Source organism: Gemmatimonadaceae bacterium (assembly GCA_036003045.1).
Lineage (GTDB): Bacteria > Gemmatimonadota > Gemmatimonadetes > Gemmatimonadales > Gemmatimonadaceae > JAQBQB01.
In genome coordinates this window covers 153,669-171,072 of sequence record DASYSS010000104.1, presented here as the reverse complement: position 1 = coordinate 171,072, position 17,404 = coordinate 153,669, and the positions used below count along the sequence as shown (strand labels likewise).

General features: G+C 65.6%; 13 protein-coding genes. 9 read left to right on the top strand and 4 right to left on the bottom strand.

The annotated features are described in order from the left end of the window. Nucleotides 1–40: 40 nt before the first annotated feature. The gene (locus VGQ44_23290) at nt 41–322 is read left to right on the top strand and encodes a hypothetical protein (protein HEV8449767.1); all 282 of its coding nucleotides are present in this window, start codon (nt 41–43) and stop codon (nt 320–322) included. 28 nt (nt 323–350) lie between these two features. Here VGQ44_23290 and VGQ44_23285 read toward each other — a convergent pair whose 3' ends face one another. Continuing rightward, complete coding sequence (locus VGQ44_23285; GenBank protein HEV8449766.1) at nt 351–3,074, bottom strand: ABC transporter permease; 2,724 nt, start codon at nt 3,072–3,074, stop codon at nt 351–353. A gap of 5 nt (nt 3,075–3,079) precedes the next feature. Beyond that, nucleotides 3,080–3,412, bottom strand: a complete 333-nt coding sequence (locus VGQ44_23280) for a PadR family transcriptional regulator (GenBank protein HEV8449765.1) — start codon at nt 3,410–3,412, stop codon at nt 3,080–3,082. A gap of 126 nt (nt 3,413–3,538) precedes the next feature. Between VGQ44_23280 and VGQ44_23275 the strand changes: the two genes are divergently transcribed. After that, entirely contained in the window at nt 3,539–4,438 is a 900-nt protein-coding gene (locus VGQ44_23275; protein HEV8449764.1) for a DNA-formamidopyrimidine glycosylase family protein, read from the top strand. 6 nt (nt 4,439–4,444) lie between these two features. On the opposite strand, the gene map is transcribed toward VGQ44_23275, so the two are convergent. Next, entirely contained in the window at nt 4,445–5,191 is a 747-nt protein-coding gene (gene map / locus VGQ44_23270; protein ID HEV8449763.1) for a type I methionyl aminopeptidase, read from the bottom strand. Next, entirely contained in the window at nt 5,188–6,096 is a 909-nt protein-coding gene (locus tag VGQ44_23265) for a PhzF family phenazine biosynthesis protein (protein HEV8449762.1), read from the bottom strand. The genes map and VGQ44_23265 overlap by 4 nt, the downstream gene beginning before the upstream one ends. Nucleotides 6,097–6,181: 85 nt before the next feature. Here VGQ44_23265 and VGQ44_23260 point away from each other — a divergent pair, with 85 nt between their 5' ends. From VGQ44_23260 to VGQ44_23230, 7 genes are all read left to right on the top strand, one after another. After that, nucleotides 6,182–8,506, top strand: coding sequence for a hypothetical protein (locus VGQ44_23260; GenBank protein HEV8449761.1), 2,325 nt, complete (start codon nt 6,182–6,184; stop codon nt 8,504–8,506). Between the two features lie 176 nt (nt 8,507–8,682). After that, a complete protein-coding gene (locus VGQ44_23255; GenBank protein ID HEV8449760.1) occupies nt 8,683–9,564 on the top strand; it encodes a hypothetical protein in 882 nt (293 codons plus the stop codon). After that, nucleotides 9,561–12,242 (top strand): tetratricopeptide repeat protein, encoded by a 2,682-nt coding sequence (locus tag VGQ44_23250; GenBank protein HEV8449759.1) that lies wholly within the window; start codon nt 9,561–9,563, stop codon nt 12,240–12,242. The genes VGQ44_23255 and VGQ44_23250 overlap by 4 nt, the downstream gene beginning before the upstream one ends. After that, nucleotides 12,239–13,090, top strand: a complete 852-nt coding sequence (locus VGQ44_23245) for a DUF4159 domain-containing protein (GenBank protein ID HEV8449758.1) — start codon at nt 12,239–12,241, stop codon at nt 13,088–13,090. The genes VGQ44_23250 and VGQ44_23245 overlap by 4 nt, the downstream gene beginning before the upstream one ends. A gap of 178 nt (nt 13,091–13,268) precedes the next feature. Beyond that, a complete protein-coding gene (locus VGQ44_23240) occupies nt 13,269–14,312 on the top strand; it encodes a MoxR family ATPase (protein HEV8449757.1) in 1,044 nt (347 codons plus the stop codon). Nucleotides 14,313–14,318: 6 nt separating this feature from the next. Beyond that, on the top strand, nt 14,319–15,275 hold the full coding sequence (locus VGQ44_23235) for a DUF58 domain-containing protein (GenBank protein HEV8449756.1): 957 nt from the start codon (nt 14,319–14,321) through the stop codon (nt 15,273–15,275). Nucleotides 15,276–15,287: 12 nt separating this feature from the next. Next, entirely contained in the window at nt 15,288–17,375 is a 2,088-nt protein-coding gene (locus VGQ44_23230) for a BatA domain-containing protein (GenBank protein HEV8449755.1), read from the top strand. Nucleotides 17,376–17,404 lie beyond the last annotated feature (29 nt).

Genomic DNA, 17,404 nt, shown 5'->3' with positions numbered 1-17,404 from the left:
GATCGCCAAAAAATCTCGGACGGAATTTCAGGAGGATAGGATGCCACGAGGCGACAAGAGCTCGTACACGAACAAGCAGAAGCGCCAGGCCTCGCACATCGAGCGCGGCTACGAGGGACGCGGCGTGTCGTCGAAGGAATCCGCGCGTCGCGCGTGGGCGACCGTGAATGCCGAAACCGCCGGCGGCAAGAAGTCGGGCTCGGGCCGCGGCAAGGCCGAGAATCACGAGCCGTCGCGCAAGGGCGGCCGCAGCGCCAGCTCGAACGCGTCGACGACCGAACGCAGCCGCGCCGCCAAGAAGGGTTGGGAAGCGCGCCGTTAGCAATTCAAGCGTCGAGAGCGGGCTCGGACTAGTCCGCTCTCAACGCTTCGTTCGGATCGACGCGAGCCGCGCGTCGCGCCGGTAGCCAGCTCGCGACCGTCGCCACCGCGACGAGAATCGTCACCACGCCGACGAGCACCGGCGGATCCTTCGGCGAAACCTGGAACAGCAGCGGAGCGATCCACCTTCCGGCGACCAGGGCCAGCACCGCTCCGAGGGCGACCCCGGGCAGTACGATGCGAAGCCCCTCGTTGACGATCAAACGGATCACGTCGCGCGGCTGCGCGCCGAGCGCGACACGCACACCCATCTCGTGGGTGCGCTGCGTGACGTTGTACGCGATCACGCTGTAGAGACCGATCGCCGCGAGCACGAGGGCCAGCGCGCCGAACACGGAGAACATCAGCGCGCCGAGCTTCCACGAGCGAATCTGGCTGGCGATGATGGTCGTCATCGGTGTCACGGTCACGTACGAGCCGCCGTCCATGAGCGACTGAAGCGCGCGCCGGACCTCCTCACCCTTGTCAGCCGCGAGTCCGCGCGTACGAACGAAGAGTCCCCCGATGTTCGGGTTGAACTGGTCGGCGGGCATGTAGTAGTGCATCTGCGTTTCCGCCATGCTCTGCCGCCGGACGTCTTCGGCGATTCCGACTACGGTGGTGCAGGGCGCCGTGTCCGCGTTGATGCGCACGCACTTGCCGATCGCGTCTTGGTTCGGCCAGAGCGCTTTCACCATCGACTCGCTCGCGACCATCACGAGCGGCGCGTGCTCGCCGTCGGTCGAGTTGAACGAGCGGCCGCGCAGAATGCGCGTCCCCATCGTCGCGAAGAAATCCTGCGAGCCCGCCTGCAACGTGAAGCTGCCCAGTCGCTGGGTCGAATCGATGCCGGCCACGTAGATGGAAAAGTCCCACGATGAGCGGAAGGGAACGGTGAGCGCCAACGTCGCGTGCTCGACGCCGGGGAGCGATTGCGCCTTGGCGAGCAGTGCGCGGCGCAGCGCGCTGTTCTGCAGCGAGTCGCGCTTCACGCCGCGCGCGTTCATGCCGACGTACAGCAGCCGGTCGGCGTCGTACCCCATGTGCACGTTCTCGACGTTCGAGAGGCTGCGCAGAAAAAGGCCGGCACCGATCAGCAGCATGACGGAGAGCGCCGCTTGCACGATCAACAGCCCAACACGGAGACGTGATCGATGCACGACGCCCTCTCTCGAACCGGCCTTGAGCGCGGAAGCGACGTCTCCCCTGCCGGTTTGAAAGGCGGGCACGAGGCCGGTCAGGATTCCCGCCATGAGTGCAAGGGCGATGGCGAAGAGAAGAAGCCGAGAGTCGGCGAATGCCGAGGGCCCCGAATCGTCCTGCCCAAGCAACAGCCGCCTCATCGCGATACCACCCCACTGCGCGATCGCGATTCCCAAGCCGCCGCCGAGAATCGCCAACAGCAAACTCTCGGTGAGCAGTTGCATCAAGAGTCGTCCGCGGCTGACACCGAGCGCGATGCGCACCGCGATCTCGCGGCGACGTTTGAGCGCGCGGGCGAGCAGAAGATTCGCGACGTTGGCGCAGGCGATGAGTAGCACCATTCCCGCGACGCCGATCAGCCAGCTCGCGACTTTCGCGTCGCTTCGCTCGTTGGGTCCGCGGTCTCGCAACACGGGTCCCACCATCGCGTGCGGCTTGGTGAGCGCGTACGGTTGGTTCTTCGGGTTCGCCTCGGTCTGTTTCCGATAGCTCTGGCGGTACGCGTTCGTGAGATCCGTAGTGGCGGCGGCTTCGGTCACTCCGGGTCTCCGGCGCGCGAAAACCTCGAACCACGTCATGTTGTACGTGCTGTACCACGGATTCTCCGGACCGCCGCGTCCCACCGCGGCGTTCTCGGCGGAGATGGGGATGAACGCGACGACGGGGTCGAGCTCGAATCCATTGAACCCGTCAGGCGCGACGCCGACGATCGTGTACTTCGCCGGACCGATGTCCATCAACGTGCCGAGCGCCTCTTTCCGGCCGCCGAACTCCGTTTGCCAGTACGAGTAGGAAAGCACGGCGACTCGGGTGCCCGCCGGCGGAACATCCTCCTCGGCAGTGAAGAACCTGCCGATCGCCGGCTTGATCGCGAACATCTTCCACAGATCCGAACCGCTTATCGCGACATTCATTTCCAAAGTCGCTTCGCCGGTACCGATCGCCGCCTTGTTCACGTAGTACGGCGTCATCGCATCGAACGACGTCGTGGTTTCGCGCAGGTCGAGATAACGGCGGTAGCCCGTGAAGCTTTGGGACGTTTCGGTCCCCCGGATGGACCGCATGAGATAGATCCGCGATTCGCGCGCGGGCGCGTCCAAGAATGGCGGCGGTCGGAAAAGCAAACGGTCGACGATACCGAACATCGCCGCGTTCGCGCCGATGCCCAGCCCGAGCGTCAAGATCACGGCGACGGCGAACCACGGTTTGAGGCGAAGCCCGCGCAGCGCGTACCGAAGGTCCTGCGCGAACGCGCTCCACCACTCGGCGCGCTGTTCCTGTCCGACGCGCGAGCGGTCGATGGTCGTCAGGCGCTCGCGCGTGCGTTGCACGTCGCCGAAGCGCCGTTGCGTCTCGCGGCGCGCCTCCTCGGGGTTCATTCCGCCTGCCATGAGCTCCCTCATCGTCATGTCGAAGTGAAAGCGCAGCTCGTCGTCGACGGCGCGATCCACCGTCGCGCGTCCGCGCTCGATGTGCAGCAGCCGTCTCAAGCCGGGAAATCGGCGAATCATCGGCGTCAGTCCGTCTTGAGGACTTGGAAGACCGCCGCGGCGTACTCGGTCCACACGGCCGTCTTCGCGCGGAGTTGCCGGCGTCCTTTCGACGTCAGCTGGTAGTACTTCGCCTTGCGGTTGTTGTCCGAAACCCCCCACTCGGCCTCGATCCAGCCGCGTTTTTCCATGCGGTGGAGCGCCGTGTAGAGCGCGCCGTCCTCGATCTGGAGCCGCTGTTGGGTGGTATCCCGGATCCACGACGCGATCGCGTAGCCGTGCCGGGCTCCCCACGTCAGCGTCTTGAGGATCAGCAGGTCGAGCGTGCCTTGGAGCAGCTCGAGGTCGTTGTTGGCCACGGGTCCCCGGGTCGATGGCTTGTCGCTCCCCTGAGTCGTTCAGGGAGCCGTCAGTGGGTAAGACACCGAGGCAGGAAAAACGGTTGGCTCCGGCGGCGGGCCGCCTTCGCGGACAGATTTCCTGACATGCCCGAGCTGCCGGACATCACGGTCTACATCGAGGCGATCCGCGCGCGGGTCGTCGATAAGCCGCTGGAAACGGTCCTCATCCAGACCCCTTTTCTGCTGCGGACCGTCGAGCCGAAGCTCGACGCCTTCATCGGGAAACCGGTGCGCACCGTCGACCGGCTGGGCAAGCGCATCGTGCTCGGGTTCGACGACGAGCTGTTCATCGTCCTTCACCTGATGATCGCCGGCCGCCTTCACTGGATCCCGGCTGGAAAAAAAGGACTGAAGAAGAGCGACCTCGCCGCGTTCGGATTTCCGAACGGATGGCTCACGCTCACCGAGGCGGGCTCGAAGCGACGCGCGTCGCTGTCGCTCGTGCACGGCCGTGACGCGATTGCGACGATCGATCGCGGCGGGCTCGAGGTTCTCGACGCGACGCCAGAACAATTCGCGGCGCGTCTGCGATCCGAGAACCACACCCTCAAGCGGTCGCTCACCGATCCGCGCCTGTTCAGCGGCATCGGCAACGCCTATTCAGACGAGATTCTCCATCGCGCGCGCATGTCGCCAGTCAAGCTCACGAGCCGGCTGACCGACGACGAGGTCGCCGTCCTCTTCGCGGCGACCGTCGCGACGCTCCGCGAATGGACCGACCGTTTGCGGACCGATGCACGCGGCGAGTTTCCCGAAAAGGTGACGGCGTTTCGTCCGGAGATGGCCGTGCACGGCAAATATCGACAGCCGTGCCCCGTCTGCGGCTCACCGGTTCAGCGCATCCGGTACGCCGACAACGAGACCAACTACTGCGCGACCTGCCAAACCGAGGGCAAGCTCCTCGCGGACCGCGCGCTGTCTCGGCTACTCGGGCAAGACTGGCCGAAGAGCCTCGACGAGATGGACGAGCGGCTTCAGGCCTGAGCGAGTCTACGCGGCGAGCGTCAAAACTTCGGCGCCGCGTTCCCTGATCACGATCGTGTGTTCGTGGTGCGCGGCGAGGCAGCCGTTCGCGGTGCGAATCGTCCACCCATCGTCGTTCTCGACCAGCGCGGTCGGACGCTCGCTGATGATGGGCTCGAGAGCGATCACCATTCCTTCCTCCAGCCGGCCGGGGATGAACGGGCTGTAGAAGTTCGGAACGGCCGGCTCTTCGTGCAGCGCGCGACCCACGCCGTGCCCGGTCATGTCGCGCACGACCGAGTGTCCCCAGCGGTTCACTTCGTTCTCGACCGTTCGACCGAGTTCGGCGATGCGCAACCGCGCCGTGGCGCGTAACAGCGCGCGGTCGAACGCCGAACGCGCGCATCGAACCAGACTCAGTCCGCGCGGCGACATCGGTGGAACCAACACGGTGATCGCGGAATCGGCGATCAGCCCATCGAGCTCGGCCGTGACGTCGATCTTCACCACGTCGCCAGCCTGGATGCGTCGTTGGCCCGGCACTCCGTGCACGATCTCGTCGTTCACGCTGATGCAGTTGAAGCCGGGGAAGTCGTACGTCAGCTGGGGCGCCGACCGCGCGCCGTGCTTCCGCAGAAATGCCGCACCGACGTCGTCGAGTTGAGCCGTCGTCATGCCGGGGCGAACCGCGTTCTTCATCTCCAACAGGGCTCGGCCGACCAGCCGACCCACCGCTCGCATCCCCGCGAGGTCACCCTTCGACTCGATCGTCACAACTCCATCACTCCGTCGCAGACGAGCACCGTTTCTCCGCCGACGCGCGCCGCCGTCGTGCGTCCGGCCTTCTTGTCGACCTCGACCTCGAGAATGCTCGGCCGGCCCATCTCGAACCCCTGCTCGACGACCCAGCGCAGCGTGCCGTCGGTTCTGGGATCTCGCGCCGCAAGATACCCGCCGAGTGCGACGCAGGCGCTTCCTGTGGCGGGGTCCTCGGGTACGCCGATGCCCGGAGCGTACATCCGCGCCCGAACGTGATGATCGGGGTGCTCCGGATCCATGGCGAACAGGAATACCATGTTGGTCACGTAGCCGGAAAGCGCGGCTTCCCACCGATCGCCGCGGATTCGAGCCCTACCCACCGCGCTCCGGTCTCGCAGCGGAACGAACAGAAACGGCGTACCGCATGAGACCGACTCGGGAGGCGTGGCGCCGTCGAGGAGGTCCGCCGGGACCAACGACAGCATTTCGGCGAGTGTTTCTCTGGATGGGGGGGGCGGCCCGACCTCGGGCAACTTGGCCGCGGAGAGCTGTGCAAACTCCGGCTGGCCGTTCGTCGCACGTATAGTGACGGGAACGGGGCCTACACCCTCCTCGAAAACGATCCGCGTCTCGGGTCCCTTCAACGGAATAACGCCGGTCGCGGCGAGCACGTGGGCCGTGCCGACGGTGGGATGGCCGGCAAACTGCAACTCGCCGCCCGGGGTGAAGATGCGCACCTTGGCCGTATGGCTCGGGTCGTCGGGCGGGAGCACGAACGTCGTTTCGGAGTAGTTGAACTCCCGGGCGATCTTTTGCAGGAGACCCGGATCGATGTCTCGGGCGTCGGGAAAGACCGCGAGCTGGTTACCGCCAAAGCGGCGTCCGGTGAAGACGTCCGCCGTGAGATATCGGGCGCGCATGTAGGGAAAATGTAGTTGCACGGGCAAAGGAACTGGCGATTGTCCGCGCGTGTCTCAACCTTCTTAGCATCACCCGTTTCGTCCATTGTTCGAATCCCTCTTCCATTTCCTCTTCAAGTACCGGCCGAACGAGTTCGCCAACGGCAATTTGGCCCTTGGCGTTCCGTTCTCCGTGATGCTTTTGTTGCTCGCGGCGGCCGCCATCGGCGTGCCCGCCGTTTTGAGCTACGCCGGCGTCCGGGCCAAAAGCACGCGCCGAGATCGTTGGGTACTGGGTGCGCTGAGAGTATCCGCGTTGGTCGTGCTGCTGGCGTGTCTGATGCGGCCGATGCTTCTGCTCTCGGCGGCCGTCCCGCAGCGCAACTACGTGGGTGTCCTGATCGACGACTCGCGCAGCATGCGCATCGCCGACAAGAACGGGCAACCGAGGAGCACGTGGGCCGAGCACGCGTTCGGCGGCCCGGATAGCACGCTGCTGGCGGCGCTGCGGAAGAAGTTCCAGGTCCGGGTTTTCCGCTTTTCATCGGGAGCTCAACGCGTCGACAGCGCGTCGGCGCTGACGTTCGACGCCGGCGAGACGCATCTCGGCGACGCCGTCGAGCAGGCGCGTCAGGAATTGGACGCGGTGCCGTTGTCCGGACTCGTCGTCGTGAGCGACGGGGCCGACAACTCGCGCGCGCCGATGGGTGACGAGCTTTTGGCGCTGCGCGCGAAGTCGGTTCCGATCTTTACGATCGGGCTCGGCGCCGATCGTTTCGACAAAGACATCGAGATTCAGCGCGTCGAGACCTCTCCATCGGTGCTTCGAGGCGGGACGCTCGTCGCCGACGTCATGGTTCGGCAGCGCGGATACTCCGGACAGAAAGTGCCGCTCGTCGTGGAAGACGGCGGACGCATCGTGTCGCGTGATTCGATCACGCTGCCGTCCGACGGCGACGTCGCGCCTGTGCGCGTCAGCGTCGCGGCGAACGACGCCGGCGCCCGGTCGCTCACGTTCCGAATCCCGACGCAGCCGGGCGAACAGGTCACGCAGAACAACGCGCAGCTGGCGCTCGTCGACGTGCGAAACGACCGCGAGCGCGTGCTCTACTTCGAGGGCACGCCGCGTCCGGAGATGCGATTCATCCGCGCGGCCGTCGAAGCCGACTCGAATCTCCAGATCGTCACGCTGCAGCGGACGGCGGAGAACAAGTTCTACCGGCTGAACGTGGACAGCGCGAACGACCTCGTGAGCGGCTTTCCGAAGACTCGCGCCGAGTTGTTCCGCTATCGCGCGATCATTCTCGGAGACGTCGAAGCCAGCTTCTTCACGCACGATCAGCTCGCGATGCTCGCCGACTTCGTCAACGTACGCGGCGGCGGACTCTTGCTGCTCGGCGGACGCCGCGCGTTCGCCGAGGGTGGATACGCCGGGACGCCGCTCGCCGACGTGATGCCGGTCGTGCTCACGGGGGACGCTGTTCCGGATTCGCTGACCTTCTTCGCCGACCTCAAGGTCGCGCTGACTCCGGCCGGCGAGAGCCACGCGGTGGCGCAGATCGCATCGACTCCGTCGCGTTCGGCGGAGCGCTGGAAGTCGTTGCCCGCGGTGACGACGGTGAATCGCATCCGCGAGGTCAAACCGGGCGCGATCACGTTGGTCACGGGATCGGTCCCGTCCGGCGGACGCGCGGGGGTGCCGGGTGCGCCGGTGCGCAGCTACGACCAACCGGTGCTCGTCTACCAGCGGTACGGCCGAGGATTGTCGGTCGCGTTCCCGATTCAAGACTCGTGGGCGTGGCAGATGGATCCCAACACGTCCGTGGACGACGATACCTATTCGCGATTCTGGCGGCAGATGCTGCGATGGATCACGAGCGATTCGCCGGATCGCGTCGTCGTGTCGCTGCCGACGGACAAGGCGAATCCGCGTTCACCGATTCCGATCCGCGCGACGGTGATGGACAGCATCTTCATCGCGCGCAACGACGCGAAGGTCGTCGCGCACATCACGAGCGACAGCGGCGTGTCGCGCGATCTACCGCTCGACTGGGCGATCGACCGCGACGGCGAGTATCGCGGCACGTTCACGCCGGACCAGGGCGGGATCTACTCGATCCACGTGACGGCGACGCTTCCGAACGGCGTGACGTCGGGCGACACGACGTATCTGCGCGTCGCTGACCTCAACACGGAGTACTTCGACGCCGAGATGCGCGCGCCACTCCTCAAGCGCATCGCGTCGGAGACGGGCGGCCGATTCTACACGCCCGAAACGGCGTCGACGCTCGCCGAGGACGTCGCGATGAGCAAGCGCGGCGTCACCGTCGTAAACCAGATGGATCTGTGGGACATGCCGGCGACGTTCCTGCTGCTCGTGGCGCTCGTCAGCGCGGAGTGGGCGTATCGGAAGACGCGGGGGTTGGCGTGAGAGCGGGGGGGCCGGAACGGCGGTGGACCGGTGGACCGGTGGACCGGTGGACCGGAAAAAGCCGTCTGCATCGAACCATCGCGCTCGCTATCGCCACAGTGGCGTTGCCGCTTGCGGCCGCGTTCGGCCAAACCCATCTCGTAATCGTGAGTGGATTGGGCGGGGAGGCAAAGTACGTGGCCTCGTTCGCCAATCTCTCGCAGTCGCTGGCCGACGCGGCGAACAAGCGGTTCGGGATTCCGCCGGCGGAGATTCAGTGGTTCAGCGAGGACAGCGTTTCCAAGAAGCCGTTTTTCCGCGGGCAGTCGACGAAGACGAACGTCGAGCGGGCGATGTCGCAGCTCGCGGCGCGCGCGGGCGCTGGTGATCAAGTCGTCCTCGTGCTCATCGGCCACGGAAGTGGAGACGGACCCGATTCCAAAATCAGCATTCCCGGTCCCGACCTGAGCGCGTCGGACTTCGCGCAGATGCTCGGCAAGTTCAAGACGCAGAAGGTCGCGTTCATCGACATGACGAGCGCGAGCGGCGACATGCTGCCGGTCGTGTCCGCGCCGAACCGCGTCGTCATCACCGCGACGAAGAGCAGCTTCGAGCGGAACGAGTCGCACTTCGCGCAGTATTTCATCGACGCGCTGAGCAAGGACGTGGCCGACGTCGACAAGGACGGACGCGTCTCGCTGCTCGAGGCGTTTCGCTACGCCGTCGCCGAGACGAAACGGCTCTACGAGACGGACACGCGGCTACAAACCGAGCACGCGCAGCTCGACGACGTCGGCGCGAAGACCGGCGTGACCGACCCCGACGGACGCACCGCGCAGGGGCTGCTGGCGCGCCGATTCTTCCTCGACGGCGGGATCAGCACGACGGCGGCGAACGATCCGCAGCTCGCCTCGCTCTACAAGGACAAGTTCGCGCTCGAGGATCAGATCGATCAGTTGCGAGCCAAGAAGTCCTCGATGACGCCGGATGCCTACGACGACGCGCTCGAGAACCTGCTGGTCCAACTCGCGCGGAAGTCGAAGTCGATCCGCGAAATCGAGGGGAGGAAAGCCGGATGACGCGCTTCACCCTTCGCGGGGCGGTCTCGCTCGCGTTCGCCGCGGCGCTCTGCGCGCCACAGGCAACTCGGGCGCAGACGCCGAAGCCGGTCTTCGGCGGCACGCGAGACGGTCACGACTTGCTGCAGAGCGGCAAGTACCAGGAAGCCATCGCAGCCCTCAAGAAAGTGCCGGCGAGCGACAGCGACTGGGCGGCGTCGCAGCGCGATCTCGTCCGCGCGTACGCCGCCATCGGCAAGTACGACGAAGCGGAAGCGGCGGGGCGGCTCGCGGCGGCGTCTACCAAGGGCGCGATCGTCTGGAACCCGCTCGGCGAAGTGCTGATCACGCGCGGCAAGCGGGCGGCGGCCGAGAGCGCGTTCATCCGCGCCCGCTCGACGCCGGACAGTTTGATGGCCGCGCTCAATCTCGCCGTGCTGCATTACGATCGCGGCGATCGCGACCAGGCGATGAAAGAGTTCGACAAGTTCATCGACGTCTACAACAAGTCGCTCGGCAACGATCTCACCAGCGACGACCTCATGGCCGTCGCGATCGCGTGCGAGTATCTCGGCGAGAACGACCCGCAGCTCTTCCACGACGCGCAGAAGGCCTACGACCGCGCGACGACCGTCGATCCATCGAATGATGCGGCAAAGATCCGCGTGGGCGAACTGTTTCTTCGAAAGTACAACTTCGACGAGGCGCAGAAGGCATTCGAAGACATTCTACAGACGAACCCGAACAACCCGCGCGCGCTGCTCGGCGCCGCTCGCCGGCTTCAAGCGGATGGCCAGGCTGGCGCCGACTCGTTGCTGCGCGCCGCGCTCAACGTGAATCCGGAGTATCCGGACGCGCACGTGCTCCACGCCGAGGTGCTGATAGGACTCGAGGACTACGCGGCGGCGCAGCTCGACATCGACCGCGCGCTCAAGGTGGATCCGGTCAACGAGCGCGGGCTCGCCGTCGCGGCGGCGATCAAGTATCTCAGCCACGACCAAGCCGGCTTCGAGACGCTCAAGCAGCGCGCGCTCGCCGCCGATCCGCACGATTCCGAGTTTTACGCGACGCTCGCCGAGCTGGCCGAAGATGTACGTCTCTACAAACAGGCCGCCGACTTCGCGAAGCAAGGCGTCGCGCTCGACGCGAAGGATTGGCACGCCTGGAGCGCGCTCGGCATGAACCAGCTGCGGCTCGGGCAGATCGACACCGGCCGTGCGAGCCTCGAGACGTCCTTCAAGGGCGACCCGTACAACGTGTGGGTCAAGAACACGCTCGACCTGCTCGACACGTACAAGAACTACGACATCACGACGAGCCCGCACTTCCGCTTCATGGTGGAGAAGGACGAGTCGGCGATTCTGTCCGTCTATCTGCGTGATCTCGCCGAGCAGGCGTACACGACGTTCGAGAGGAAATACGCGTACACGCCTCCGCCGCCGATCCGCATCGAGGTCTATAGAAGCCACGCCGATTTCTCGGTGCGCACGGTGGGTCTCGCCGGGCTCGGCGCGCTGGGCGTGAGCTTCGGGACGACGTTGGCGTTCGACTCGCCGGCGGCGAAGGACGCGGGTCCGTTCAACTGGGGCTCGACCGTGTGGCACGAGCTGGCGCACACGTTCACGCTCGGCAGCACGGACAACCGCATTCCGCGGTGGCTGAGCGAAGGGTTGTCGGTGTACGAGGAGCACCACGCGCGTCCCGGCTGGGGCTTCGGCGTGACGCCGGATTTCCTCGCGGCGTACAAGGCGGGCAAGCTCGTGCCGGTGAGCCGGATGAACGACGGCTTCATGCATCCGGCGTATCCGGAGCAGGTGCAGTTCTCGTATTACCAGGCGTCGCTCGTGTGCGAGCTGATCGCGCGCGACTTCGGCGAGCCGGCGATTCTGAAGATGTTGCAGGCGTACAAGGAGGGTCAGACGACGGATCAGGTATTTCAGAAAGTTCTCAACACCGACCTCAAGTCGTTCGACAAGCGCTTCGACACCTATCTGACCACGCGCTTCGGCGCGGTGCTCGCGTCGCTCACGAAGAAGCCGCCGAAGATCGGGCCCAACACGCCGGTGGACTCGGCGATCGCGCTCGCGGCGAAGTCGCCGAACGATTTCGGCGTGCAGTTGTTCACGGGTGAGGTCCTCGTCACGCACAACGACCTCGACCGGGCCATTCCTTATTTAGAGCGCGCGCGGGACATTTTCCCCGAGTATGGCGGCGAGGACAGTCCCTACGCGGTGCTCGCGATGCTCTATCAGAAGAAGGGTGACCAGCGCAAGGAAGCCGACGCGCTCGCCAAGTGGTCGTCGCTCACCGAGACGAACCTGACCGCGCTCGAGCGGCTCGCGACCTTGCTCGAGCAGCAAGGCGACGCGAAGGGCGCGGCGGAAGCGCTCGACCGCGCGATGTTCGTGAATCCATTCGAGGTCGGCATGCACCAGAAGCTGGCCGAGTTGTCACGGGCGGCGGGAGACAAGCAGCGCACGGTGCGAGAGCGGGCGGCGATTGTCGCGCTCGGACCGGTGGACAAAGCGGACGCGTTGTATCAGTTGGCGCTGGCGCAGCACGAGGCCGGCGACGACGTGCACGCGCGCACGAGCGTGTTGCGCTCGCTGGAGGAAGCGCCGAATTACGAAAAGGCGCAGACGTTGCTGCTCACGCTGTACGATGCCCGGACGAAGCAAGCCGGAGAAAAGCGACCATGAACTCCATCCGAATCGCGGCACTCGTCTGCGCGGTGAGCGCCGTCGCCGTCAGCGCGGGGTCGGCGCAGCGTCGGCCGACACGAGGCGGTGGGGGATTCGGTCAGTACTTCGGCGGTCCCGATGAGATGTACCAGCCGCCGGAATTCGCCGGGAACGTTCCGTACGACGGCCGCTTCACGTTCGCGCGCATTCGATACAAAGGCTTCGACCATTGGGCCGGGCGGGAAGGGCCCGGGTGGTCGCACGACTATCCGGACGCCGAAGAGAACTTCGCGAAGATCCTGCGCGACATCACGAACGTGCATCCGTTCGTGGTGCAGGGCCCGATGGTGGGGAGCGTTCTCGTCGCGGTGGACGACCCGCTGCTCTTCAAGTATCCCGTGAGCTACATGTCGGAGCCGGGCGGTTGGCATCCGTCGGAGAAGGAGGTCGCCGCGTTCCGTTCGTATCTGTTGAAGGGCGGCTTCATGATCTTCGACGATTTCCGTGAAGGGTGGGGCGGCAACTACGACTGGACCAATCTGCGCCAGATCATGGCGGCCGCGATCCCCAGCGCGAAATGGGTGCAGCTCACCGGCAACGAGCAGATCTTTCACTCGTTCTTCGACATCGACATGAAGTCGGCGGTCGTCTGGCCGTCGCGGTCGGCGTACGGCAATCAGCCGCCGACGTACTGGACGGTGTACCAGGACAACGACCCGAAGAAGCGTATGATCGTGCTCGCCAACGTCGACAACGACATCGGCGAGTCGTGGCAGTGGTCCTCGTCGGGCTTTGTACCCATTGCCCAAGCGAACGAGATCTACAAGCTAGGCATCAACTACGTGATCTACGCTTTGACTCACTAGGCAAAACGAAACTGCCTCACCGCAGAGACGCAGAGACGCAGAGACGCAGAGAAACAACGTGGACTGACCAACACAAGATCGATGCAGTCCTCTGCGGACCTCCGCGTTCCCTGCGTCCTCTGCGGTTCAAGGCTGTTGATTTGTTCGTACCGGGAATCACCTCAACCGAGATTTTCTCTTGGCCTCGACGATTACGCCTCAAACGAAGGCACCGGCGCTCGAATCCCACGACGACATCGCGCTCGCGGACCGGCTCAAAGCCGGACATGACCAGATCATCTCCGAGCTGCACAAGTTGATCGTCGGCCAAGAGGACGTGATCGAGCTCGTGCTGCTGTCGCTCTTCACCGGCGGCAACAGTCTGATCGTCGGCGTGCCCGGCCTGGCCAAGACGCTGTTGATCAACACCGTCTCGCAGGTGCTCGACCTCAAGTTTTCGCGCATCCAGTTCACGCCCGACCTGATGCCGAGCGATATCACCGGTACGGACATCATTCAGGACGATCCGGAGACGGGCGGTCGGCGGCTCGTGTTCACGCCGGGACCGATCTTCGCCAACATCGTCCTCGCCGACGAAATCAACCGTACGCCGCCCAAAACCCAGGCGGCGCTGCTCGAGGCGATGCAAGAGCATCGCGTCACGGTGCAAGGCAAGACGTACACGCTCAAGGAGCCGTTCCACGTCTTCGCCACGCAGAACCCGATCGAGCTCGAGGGCACGTATCCATTGCCTGAAGCGCAGCTCGACCGGTTCATGTTCCACATCATCATGGACTATCTGCCGGAAGACGACGAGGTCCGTGTGGCGACGCAGACGACCGCCGTGCAGAACTACCGCTTTCAACACGCTGTCACCGGCGCCGACATCGTCGCCTTCCAGCAGCTCATCCGTCGCGTGCCGATCGCCGAGCCGGTTGCGCGGTACGCGGTGGCCCTCGCGCGCACGAGCCGCCCGGGACCGAACGCGCCCGACTTCATCAAGCAGTGGGTGTCGTACGGCGCCAGCACGCGCGCGCCGCAGCACTTGATTCTTGGCGGCAAGGCACGCGCGCTCATGGATGGCCGCTACAACGTGAGCTTCGACGACATCCGCGCGCTGGCCAAACCGGTGATGCGTCACCGCGTACTGACGAACTTCCACGCGCAATCGGAGCACGTGACGGCAGATCAGATCATCGACAAGCTGCTGCGCGCCGTGCCGCTCCCGAAGTCGGGGATGTAGTCGACCATGGCAACCGCGGTCGCGACCCAGCCCACCAGCTTTCTCGATCCCGCCGTTCTGGCGCGGATCGGGAATCTCGAGCTGCTCGCGAAAGTCGTCGTCGAAGGGTTCATCAACGGCCTCCATCGTTCGCCGCATCTGGGGTCGTCGACAGACTTCGCCGAGCATCGCGCCTACATGCCGGGCGATGACATCCGCCGCATCGATTGGCGCCTCTACGCGCGCACGGACCGGCACTACGTGAAAGAATACGAGGCCGACACGAACACGAATTTCGTGGTGGTGCTCGACGTCTCGCCGTCGATGCGATACGGCGGCGACACGGGACAGGGCGAGTCAGGGCGAGTCTCGAAGCTGACGTACGGATGCTATCTCGCCGCGTGCCTCACATACTTCTCGAGCCTGCAGCGCGATCGCGTGGGCTTCGTCGCGATCGACCGCGACGTCGTGGACTACGTGCCGCCGTCGGCCAAACATCTCCAGCTCGTGCTGCACTCGCTCGAGCGAATCGAGGGCGGGTCGCGCGGCGCGAAGCCCGCGCCGGGCGCGACGCTCCTCCAGCCGCCGCTCAAGAAGCTCTCCGAGTCGCTGCGCCGCCGAAGCGTCGTCGTCCTCATCTCGGATCTGTACGAAGATCCGGACGACGTTCTGCGCGCGCTCACCCATCTACGCGGACGCGGCAACGACGTGATCGTGTTCCACCTGCTCGACCCCCGCGAGATCGATTTCTCGTTCTCCGACGCGAGCAACTTCATCGACATGGAAACGGGGACGAAGATGCCGATCATCCCCGAATACTTGCGCAAGCAGTATCGCGAGCTCGTGCAGCAGCACACCGACGCGCTCTCCAAGCGCATCGGGGAATCGCGCGCCGACTACGCGCTGTTCGACACCTCCAAGCCGCTCGACCGCGCGCTGTTCTCGTACCTGGCCTCGCGGCAGAACTTCAACCGGGTGCGATAGGGACCCCCCCAGGTGAATTTCCTCGCTCCCGCGTTCCTCGCCGGTCTCGCCGCCATCGCCGTTCCGGTGATCATCCATCTGATCCACCGCGAGCGACGAGTCGTCGTCGAGTTTCCGTCGCTGATGTTCCTGCAGCGCATTCCGTATCGCTCGGTGCGGCGGCAGAAGCTCCGGCATCTGTTGCTGCTCATGCTCCGATGCGCGGCGCTCGCGCTCCTCGTCGCCGCGTTCGCCCGGCCGTTCTTCTCGCGCCACGCGGCAGCGATCTCGACGAGCGGCGCGAAAGAGGTCGTCGTTCTCCTCGACCGGTCGGCGAGCATGGCGTACGGCGACCGGTGGTCGCGCGCGCAGGCCGCGGCGCGCAAGACCGTGCGCGCGCTGACCGGCACCGACCGCGCGACGCTCGTCTTGTTCGACGACGACGCCATCGTCGCCAGCGAGCCGATGGCGCCCGCGGACCGTGTCGCGGCCGCGATCGGCGCCGCGAAGCTCGGCGACGAAGCCACGAAATACGCCCCCGCGCTCAAGCTGGCGTCGCAGATCATCTCCGCGTCCACACTCCCGCAGCGCGAGGTGGTCGTCGTCTCGGACTTCCAGAAGAACGCGTGGGCGAACCACAACGAAATCGTCTTTCCCCGCGGTACGACCATCACACCCATAGATGTCGGCGGCGCGACGGCGGCGGATGTCGCGGTCACGCAGCCGGTGACCGACCGCGACAGCAACGGCGTACGCGATCACGTGAGCGTCGCGACGCGTCTCATCAACACGGGCAAGAACGCACGGCCGGTCTCGGCGACGCTCTCCGTCGGCGGACGCACGGTGCAGACGCAGCACGTCAACGTTCCGGCCAGCGGCGCCCTCCAGGTGGCGTTCACGTCGATCCCAGTGCCGAACGCGCCCACCAAAGCCTCGATCGCCATCACGCCGGATTCGCTGACGCTCGACGACGTGAGCAACTTCACGATCGCGCCCGACGCGTCCGTGCCCGTGCTGATCGTCGAGCCAAATTCCCCGCGCCCGAACCAAAGCCTCTACCTGAGCCGAGCGCTGTCGATCGGCGACCGGCCGAGCTTCCGGGTGGACGTGAAGTCGGTTGGTTCGCTCACGCCGCGAGATCTGGACGGCCGCTCGCTCGTCGTGCTCGACGAAGTCGCGCCGCCGTTACCAACCGGGGCGGTCGGCCAACAGTTGAAAGCGATTCTCGACGAGGGCGGCGGAATCGTCTTCGTGCCCGGCCCGGAGCGGAGCGAAACGTGGGCGCAGGCCTGGCGCGCGATGCTGCCCGCGACGATCGGCCCCGTCGTCGATCGGACATCGGACGCCGGCGGCACGCTGTCGTCGATCGACTACGCGAGCCCCGTGTTCGAGCTGTTCAACGCACCGCGCAGCGGCGACTTCACCACCGCCCGCTTTTATAGGTATCGAGCGTTGACGCCGTCCCCCGGGGCGCTGATCTCGGCGCGCTTCGACGATGGATCCCCGGCGCTCGTCGAGCGCGCGGTCGGAAGCGGACGCGTCGTGATCTGGTCGTCGACCATCGACTCGTACTGGACGAATCTTCCGCTCCAGCCGGTCTTCCTCCCGTTCGTGCACCAGTTCGGAAAGCACGTCGGCCGGTACATCGACCCGCGGCCGTCGTTCGTCACCGGGGAAGTGCTCGACCTCTCGAGGCACGGCGAGCTGACGGCGCCATTCCTCGGCGGGCGCACGGCCGATAGCCTCACCGAATTGACGCTCGAGTCGCCGTCCGGAGTTAAACAACGAGTGACCGCGACCGGTCCGAACCACCTCGTCACACTTCACGAGCGTGGGTTTTACGAGTTGCGCGGCCGGGACACACCGGTCGGCAGTGGCCGGCCGATCGCGGTCAACATCGATGCGTCGGAGTCGGACTTGTCGCATCTTGATCCGTTGGACCTCGTCGCCGCGGTGACGTCGGCGAGCGCGCAGCAGCAGGCCGGGAGTGACTTCAACGCCGCGACGCCGCAGGACCAGGAGCGTCGTCAGCGGCTGTGGTGGTATCTCTTGCTCGTCGCGGTGCTGGTGCTGGCCGGCGAGACGGCGGTCTCGAATCGCCTCTCGCGCGCGACGAGCTGACGAAGGAAGTGGGAAAGGGGGAGGGGACC